The following is a 7,608-nucleotide window of genomic DNA, read 5'->3' as shown; positions in this document are numbered from 1 at the left end:
CCGTAGAGCCACGCCCTGCGTGGCTTTGCGGTTTTCAGCCACGCAGGGCGTGGCGCTACGGCAGGGCCCGCTGCAGGATCGCGGTGTAGTCGATGTCCTCCGGCAGCGTGCCAAATGCCATGCCGTGCTCACCGCCCAGGCGCGAGCGCACAAAGGCGGCAGCGATCGGGCTTTGCGCACGCAACAACACCGCCGCCTGCAACTGCAACGCCAGACGTTCGGTAATCACCCGCGCCTGCGCCTCCGCCGGCACCTGTGCCAACTGCGTGCGCAACCACTGCAGGGAGGTGTCGTAGCGGGCATCGCGTCCGTGCGCGCTGTCCAGCTCTGCCTCCACCGCGGCGAGCACCGCCGGCTCGCGTGCCAGAGCACGCAGGACATCCAGGCACTGGATGTTGCCGCTACCTTCCCAGATTGAATTGAGCGGTGCCTGCCGATACAGACGTGGCAGCATCGACTCCTCCACGTACCCCGCACCGCCCAGGCACTCCTGTGCCTCATTGACGAATACCGCCGCACGCTTGCACACCCAGTACTTGCCCACCGCAGTGGCAATGCGCGCGAACGCGGCCTGCTGCGGATCGTGCGCGGCCTGGTCGACCGCGCGTGCCACGCGCATGGCAAAGCTGGTGGCCGCTTCGGACTCGATCGCCAGATCGGCCAGCACGTTGGCCATCAGCGGGTGCTCACACAAGCGCTGGCCGAACGTGCGCCGATGACGGGTGTGATGCAGCGCCTGCGCCAGCGCCATGCGCATCTCGGCAGCAGCACAGAGCATGCAGTCCAGCCGCGTCATCATCACCATGCCGATGATGGTCGCCACGCCGCGCCCTTCTTCACCCACCCGCTGCGCCCGGGCATGACAGAACTCCACCTCGCTGGACGCGTTTGACCAGTCGCCGAGCTTGTCCTTCAAGCGCATCAGCCGGAACGCGTTGCGGTTGCCATCGGGCAGCCGGCGCGGCATCAGGAAGCAGGTCAACCCACCGGTGGCCTGCGCCAGCACCAGGAAGCCGTCGGACATAGGCGCGGAGAAGAACCACTTGTGCCCGACCAGCGTGTAGCTGCCATCGGCCTGCAGTTCGGCGCGGGTGGCATTGCTGCGCACATCCGAGCCGCCCTGTTTTTCGGTCATGCCCATGCCCAGGGTGATACCGCTCTTGTCGCCGATGGGCACATCGCGCGGGTCGTAGGTGGGGGCGGCCGCCTTGCCTGCCCATTCGGAAAACGCCGGATACTGGCGCAACACCGCCACCGCCGCGTGGGTCATGGTCAACGGACAGCTGGTACCGGCCTCGGCCTGGTGATGCAGAAAGCTCAGCGCCGCGCGCGCGACATGCGCGCCCGGGCGGCCGTCCTGCCAGGACAGTCCCGCCACCCCGTGCCGCTTGGCCGTCTCCATCAGCTGATGGTAGGCCGGATGAAACTCGACGAGATCGATCCGGTGTCCCTGGGCGTCATGCGTGCGCAGTCGCGGACGGTCGCGGTTGGCGTCAAAGCCCAGACGGTAGAGCACGTCCCCTGCCAACCCGGCGTACTGCTGCAGCGCCTCCACAAACGCACCACCGCCTTCGCGCTGCACGGCGTCGGCCAGCACCACGTCGTCGGCCCACAGATTCCGCGGCGCGAACGGTGGTGGTTGATTGTCGACGTGATGGGTATCGAAAGCGGACGGATCGTTCATCGTCGTGCGGCCTCCTGGCGGTTGCGTCCGATTCTGCCGCATGGCGCGTGCGCAGGCTGTTCAGCCGTGCACGCCCGATGATGTGCACGTCGAGACGGGTTCTCACGTTGTGCACGGCAGCAACGCCAGAGTACCGGCATGAATGCAGTGGGTACCCGCGAAGATCTGGTGGTGCTGCGCCCGGAAGGTCTCTACTGCCCGGCCGGCGACTTCCATATCGACCCGTGGCGGCCCGTGCCGCGCGCGGTGATCACCCATGGCCACGGCGATCACGCACGCAGTGGCATGGGCTTCTATCACTGCAGCGCCGACAGCGTGCCGATTCTGCGCTGGCGGCTGGGCGAGGTCCCTTTGCAGGCGCACGACTACGGCGCGCGCTTCACGCTGGGGCAGGTGCAGGTCTCGCTGCATCCGGCCGGACACGTGCTCGGTTCTGCGCAGGTGCGCATCGACGACGGTCACCAGGTGTGGGTCGCCTCGGGCGACTACAAGCGCCAAGCAGACCCCACCTGTGCACCTTTCGAGGTGGTGCGCTGCGACACCTTCATCACCGAAGCCACCTTCGCGCTGCCGATCTATCGCTGGCAGGACGCCGCCGACGTCGCGGCGCAGATCGTGGACTGGCGCAAGGAGTGCGCGCAGCGTGGCGAAGCGGCCATCCTGCTGTGCTACGCGCTGGGCAAGGCGCAGCGTGTGCTGGCCGAACTGCAGCCGCTGGACGACCAGTCCGCATGGTTGCATGGGGCCATCGCCAACGGTGTGGAGGTGTATCGCCGCGCGGGCATCACGATGCTGGCCACCGACACCGTGGCCGAACAGGGCCGCACACCGGAGGCCGCCGGTCGCCTGATCCTGGCACCACCGTCCGCCGCCGGCACGTCCTGGATGCGCCGCTTCGGCCGGCACCAGCTGGGTTTTGCCTCCGGGTGGATGCAGCTGCGCGGCAATCGTCGCCGCCGCAACGTGGACCGCGGCTTCGTGGTCTCCGACCACGCCGATTGGCCCGCGCTGCTGCAGACCATCGCGCAGACCGGTGCCTCGCGGGTGATCGCCACCCACGGCAACACCGATGCACTGGTGCCGTTTCTGCGCGAGCGCGGGGTGGCCGCGGAAACCTTCCGTACCGATTTCGGGAACGAGGAATGAAGGCCTTCGCCGCGCTCTACCAGCGGCTGGATCGCAGTACCGCCACGCTGGACAAGCGTGCGGCGCTGGTCGACTACTTCGCACACGCGCGCCCGCATGACGCAGCATGGGCGCTGTATCTGCTGAGTGGAGGCAAGGTGGGCGGTGCGCGGCAGAAGATCGCCAGCAGCACCGAGCTGCGCGCCTGGATCGCTGAGGCATCGGGACTGCCGGCGTGGCTGGTCAACGACAGCTACGACCAGGTGGGCGACCTTGCCGAGACACTGACCCTGCTGCTGGATGATCCTGCGCAGCCGGCACCTGCGCGGCCGCTGGCCGAATGGATCGAAACCCATCTTCTGACGGTGGCCAATCAGCCAGAAGAAGTCCGTCGCACGGCGGTGATGGCGGGCTGGCAGCAGCTGCCGGCCAGTGAGCGCTTTGTGTTCAACAAACTGTTGACCGGTGCATTGCGGGTCGGGGTATCGCAGCGACTGGTGCAGCAGGCGCTGGCCGAATTGTCCGGACTGGATATCGCGCGCATTGCCCAGCGCATGCTGGGGGAGTGGGTGCCGTCTCCCGACCTGCTCGCCACACTGCTGTCGACCGAAGAGCTGCCGCAGGACCGCCAGCAGCCCTACCCGTTCTACCTGGCGTCCCCGCTGGAGGCTGCGGCTGACAGTTTAGGTGCCGTGGAAGACTGGGTGCTGGAGTGGAAATGGGATGGCATCCGCCTGCAACTTCTGAAGCGCCAGGGCGAACCTGCCTTGTGGTCGCGCGGCGAAGAGCGGCTGGATGGTCGATTTCCCGAGATCGAGCAGGCCGCACAGGCATTGCCCGACGGCACGGTGATCGACGGCGAACTGCTGGCCTGGCGCGACGCGGACCAGCAGCCGCTGCCCTTCACCGCGTTGCAGACCCGCATCCAGCGTCGCAAGCCGGGTCCAAAGACGTTGCGCGACACCCCGGTGCGGCTGCTGGCCTACGACCTGCTGGAACAGCAGGGCCAGGATCTGCGCGCGCAGCCGCTGGTCTGGCGTCGGCAGCAACTGGCGGCGGTACTGGCCGCGCTGGATGATCCACGCATCCAGCTCTCGCCCGAGGTGGGTGCCGCCGACTGGAACGACGCGGCCGCGCAGCGCGCGCAGGCACGCGCACGGGGGGTGGAAGGGCTGATGCTCAAGCGTGGCAGCTCGACGTACCAGAGCGGTCGTCGGCGCGGCGACTGGTGGAAGTGGAAGATCGAGCCGCTCACCGTGGACGCCGTGCTGATCTATGCCCAGGCCGGTCACGGGCGACGCAGCACGCTGTACACCGACTACACCTTTGCGGTGTGGGACGGCGACCGCCTGGTACCGGTCGCCAAGGCGTACTCCGGGCTGGACGACAAGGAGATTGCCGCACTCGACCGCTGGATCCGCGCGCATACCCTGGAGCGCTTTGGTCCGGTGCGCAGCGTGCCTGGCGAACAGGTGTTCGAACTGGGCTTCGAGGCAGTCAATCGCAGTGCGCGGCACAAGTCGGGCATTGCCGTGCGCTTTCCACGCATTCTGCGTTGGCGTCATGACAAGCCCGCGCGCGAAGCCGATACCCTGGCCCAGCTGCAGGCACTGGCCCGATGACGCGCCGCGAGGCGATGGCGCGGCTGCGCGCATGGTTCACCCAGCGTGGCTGGTCACCGCTGCCGTTCCAGCAAACGATGTGGCGGCATTACCTGGCGGGCCGCTCCGGCCTGCTGCATACGCCTACCGGCAGCGGCAAGACGCTGGCCATGTTTGGCGGACCGTTGTTGCAGGGATTGATGAGCCTCCCGACCGACGGTCGGGAGCTACCGGCAGCACCTACGGCAGGTGCACGTGCCCGCAAGCCCGTGGCGGCGCTGCGGGTGCTGTGGATCACCCCGCTGCGGGCCTTGGCGGCGGATACCGCACGTGCGCTGCGCGAACCCCTGGCCGAACTGGGTCTGGACTGGCAGGTAGGACTGCGTACCGGCGATGCCAGCGCGCGTGACAAACGACTGGCCCGGGAGGGCCGCGTGGATGTACTGGTCACAACGCCGGAGTCGCTGGCACTGCTGCTCAGTTACCCCGATACGATGGCGCGCCTGCGCGACCTGCGTTGTGTGGTGGTGGACGAGTGGCATGAACTGCTGGGCAACAAGCGCGGGGTGTTGCTGCAGTTGAATCTGCAGCGGCTGCGCGACGCGCTCCCCGCGATGCAGGTATGGGGCCTGTCGGCCACGCTGGGCAATCTGCAGCAGGCACGGCAGGTGCTGCTGCCCGACCAACCCGACGCCCCGCTGGTCGGCGGTGCGCGGCCGCGTCCTGTGCAACTGGAAACGCTGCTGCCACCGCAGCACGAACGCTTTCCCTGGGCCGGCCACCTGGGCCTGGGTCAACTGCAGCGCGTGCAGCAGAAGCTGTTCGGCGTGCGCTCCAGCCTGCTGTTCACCAATACCCGCGCGCAGGCCGAGTTGTGGCACCAGGCACTGGCTGCGGTATGGCTGGAGCCGCTAGACACCCTGGCACTGCACCACGGCTCGCTGGATCCTGAGCTGCGACGTGCTGTGGAGCAGGGACTGCGCGAGGGACGGCTGCGCTGCGTGGTGGCCACCTCCAGCCTGGACCTGGGCGTAGACTTTCCCGCCGTGGACCAGGTGCTGCAGCTGGGCAGCCCGAAGGGCATCGCGCGCCTGGTGCAGCGTGCCGGTCGTGCCCGCCATCGGCCGGGTGAATCCGGCCACATCGTGTGCGTGCCCACCCACGCGCTGGAAGTTGCAGAGTACGCCGCCGCGCGGCGCGCGCTCGCCCACGGTGTGATCGAAGCGCGCCGTCCGCTGCAGCTGTCCCTGGACGTCCTGGCGCAGCATTGCGTGAGCTGCGCGCTCGGCGGCGGCTTCCGCGCCGACGCGTTGCTGGCGCAGGTGCGCCGCACCCACGCATTCGCCGCACTGGACGAGGCGCACTGGCGGGGCGTGCTCGACTTCATCGTGCAGGGCGGGCAGGCGCTGGCCCAGTATCCGGACTTCCACAAAGTGGTCCTCGACGAGGATGGCGTCTATCGGGTGCATGATCGACGCGTGGCACTACGCCACCGGCTGTCCATCGGCACCATCAGCAGCGACAGCAGCGTGCAGGTGCAGTTTCTTCGCGGCGGTCGACTGGGTGCCGTGGAAGAACAGTTCGTCAGCCGGCTGCGCCCGGGCGACCGGTTCCAGTTTGCCGGCCGCCTGCTCGAGCTGGTGCGCCTGGAACAGCTCACCGCCTATGTGCGCGTGGCACGTGCTGGCGAGGGCGTGGTACCGCGCTGGCAGGGCGGCCGCCTGCCCCTGTCGGAGGCCTTGGGCGAAGCCACCGAAGCGGTGATCGCCGCCGCTCCGCAGAGCCCGGAGATGCGCTGGCTGTCGCCCCTGCTGCAGCTGCAGGCACGACTGTCGGCGCTGCCCTCGCCGCAGCGGCTGCTGGTGGAAGTGGTGCGTCGGCGCGAAGGTCAGTTCGTGTTCGTCTACCCGTTTGCGGGCCGACAGGTGCACGAGGGCATGGCCGCGCTGATGGCGCTGCGCTGGACCCGACAGCAGGCCAATACCGTGGGTTACGCCGCCACCGACCATGGCTTCGTACTTGCGCCAGCCGTGTCAGTCGCCGTGGACGAAAACATGCTGCGCACCGCGCTGCAACCGGACGGATTGCTGGAAGACCTGCATACCAGTGTCAATCTGGGCGAACTGGCCCGCCGCCAGTTCCGCGATATCGCCCGGGTCTCCGGACTGCTCATTCCCGCCCTGCCCGGCCGTACCCCGCGCAGCCTGCGCCAGCTGCAGGCCTCGGCGGGACTGCTGTACGACGTCCTGCGCGAACATGACCCCGGGCACATTCTGCTGGGTCTTGCAGAGCGCGAGGTACTGACCGCGCAGCTGGATGTGACCAGTCTGGCACACGCACTGCAGCGCTGCCAGGCGCGCAGCCTCGACCTGCACCATCCGACAACACTGGGACCGCTATCGTTCCCGTTATGGGCTGAGCGCCTGCGCGGACAGGTCAGCAACGAAGACTGGAAAACCCGCGTACGGCGCGCCGCAGAGCAACTGGAGAAACGTCATGTGCGCTGAGCTGACCGTGACAATGGCCGGTCATCCCATGCAGCTGCTGGGCATGCGGGCGCTGTATTGGCCGGCACGGAAGACGTTGATGATCGCGGATCTGCACCTGGGCAAAGCCGACGTCTTCCGGCGCGCCGGCATTGGCTTGCCGGCGGGCGGCACCGGCGAAGACATCGGACGGCTCACCCGGCTGATCGCGGCGCGCCCCGTGGACACCCTCTACATCCTGGGCGACGTGCTGCATGGACCGGCGCATCGCGCGGCCTGGTACCGGCAATGGCAGGCATGGCGGGAACAGCATGCGTCACTGCGGATCGGCGCGTTGTCCGGCAATCACGACCGGGTATTGCCGAAAGCCGATCTGGGCGTGGCGCTGCTGGGCGCTCAACTGAGCGACGGGCCGTTCCTGCTGCGGCATGATCCGCAGGCCCATCCGTCACTACATGTGCTGTGTGGCCACCTGCACCCGCTCGCACGGCTGCCCGGCATGCAGCGGCGCTGGCCGGCGTTCTGGCTGCGCGAGCGGTTGACCGTGCTGCCGGCGTTCTCGCAGTTCACTGCCGGCATTGCGCCGGTCATCCAGCCGGGAGAGCAACTGGTGGCGTGCGTCGAAGAAGACGCCATCGCGCTGCCGGTCGGACGGTAGAGCCACGCCCTGCGTGGCTGCAGTCCTCCCAACTCCGCGCAGCCACGCAGGGCG

5 protein-coding genes are annotated in these 7,608 nt (G+C 68.2%); 4 read left to right on the top strand and 1 reads right to left on the bottom strand.

The window, feature by feature from the left end:
• Positions 1–55 precede the first annotated feature (55 nt).
• A complete protein-coding gene (locus tag QMX83_RS18675; protein WP_282298139.1) occupies positions 56–1,684 on the bottom strand; it encodes an acyl-CoA dehydrogenase family protein in 1,629 nt (542 codons plus the stop codon).
• A 147-nt stretch (positions 1,685–1,831) separates the two neighbouring features.
• Between QMX83_RS18675 and QMX83_RS18670 the strand changes: the two genes are divergently transcribed.
• The 4 genes from QMX83_RS18670 to pdeM are packed head-to-tail and all read left to right on the top strand — an operon-like array spanning position 1,832 to position 7,554.
• The gene (locus tag QMX83_RS18670) at positions 1,832–2,830 is read left to right on the top strand and encodes a ligase-associated DNA damage response exonuclease (RefSeq protein WP_282298140.1); all 999 of its coding nucleotides are present in this window, start codon (positions 1,832–1,834) and stop codon (positions 2,828–2,830) included.
• Positions 2,827–4,431: an ATP-dependent DNA ligase gene (locus QMX83_RS18665; RefSeq protein ID WP_282298138.1), complete on the top strand. Its 1,605-nt coding sequence runs from the start codon at positions 2,827–2,829 to the stop codon at positions 4,429–4,431. Before QMX83_RS18670 ends, QMX83_RS18665 begins: the two co-directional genes overlap by 4 nt.
• Entirely contained in the window at positions 4,428–6,917 is a 2,490-nt protein-coding gene (locus QMX83_RS18660; RefSeq protein ID WP_282298137.1) for a ligase-associated DNA damage response DEXH box helicase, read from the top strand. The genes QMX83_RS18665 and QMX83_RS18660 overlap by 4 nt, the downstream gene beginning before the upstream one ends.
• The gene (gene pdeM / locus QMX83_RS18655) at positions 6,907–7,554 is read left to right on the top strand and encodes a ligase-associated DNA damage response endonuclease PdeM (RefSeq protein ID WP_282298136.1); all 648 of its coding nucleotides are present in this window, start codon (positions 6,907–6,909) and stop codon (positions 7,552–7,554) included. Before QMX83_RS18660 ends, pdeM begins: the two co-directional genes overlap by 11 nt.
• The last annotated feature ends 54 nt before the right edge of the window (positions 7,555–7,608 follow it).

Source organism: Stenotrophomonas sp. PS02289 (assembly GCF_029960115.1).
Lineage (GTDB): Bacteria > Pseudomonadota > Gammaproteobacteria > Xanthomonadales > Xanthomonadaceae > Stenotrophomonas.
Note: the sequence above shows the minus strand (reverse complement) of the source record. Positions and strands in the feature narration are given on the sequence as shown.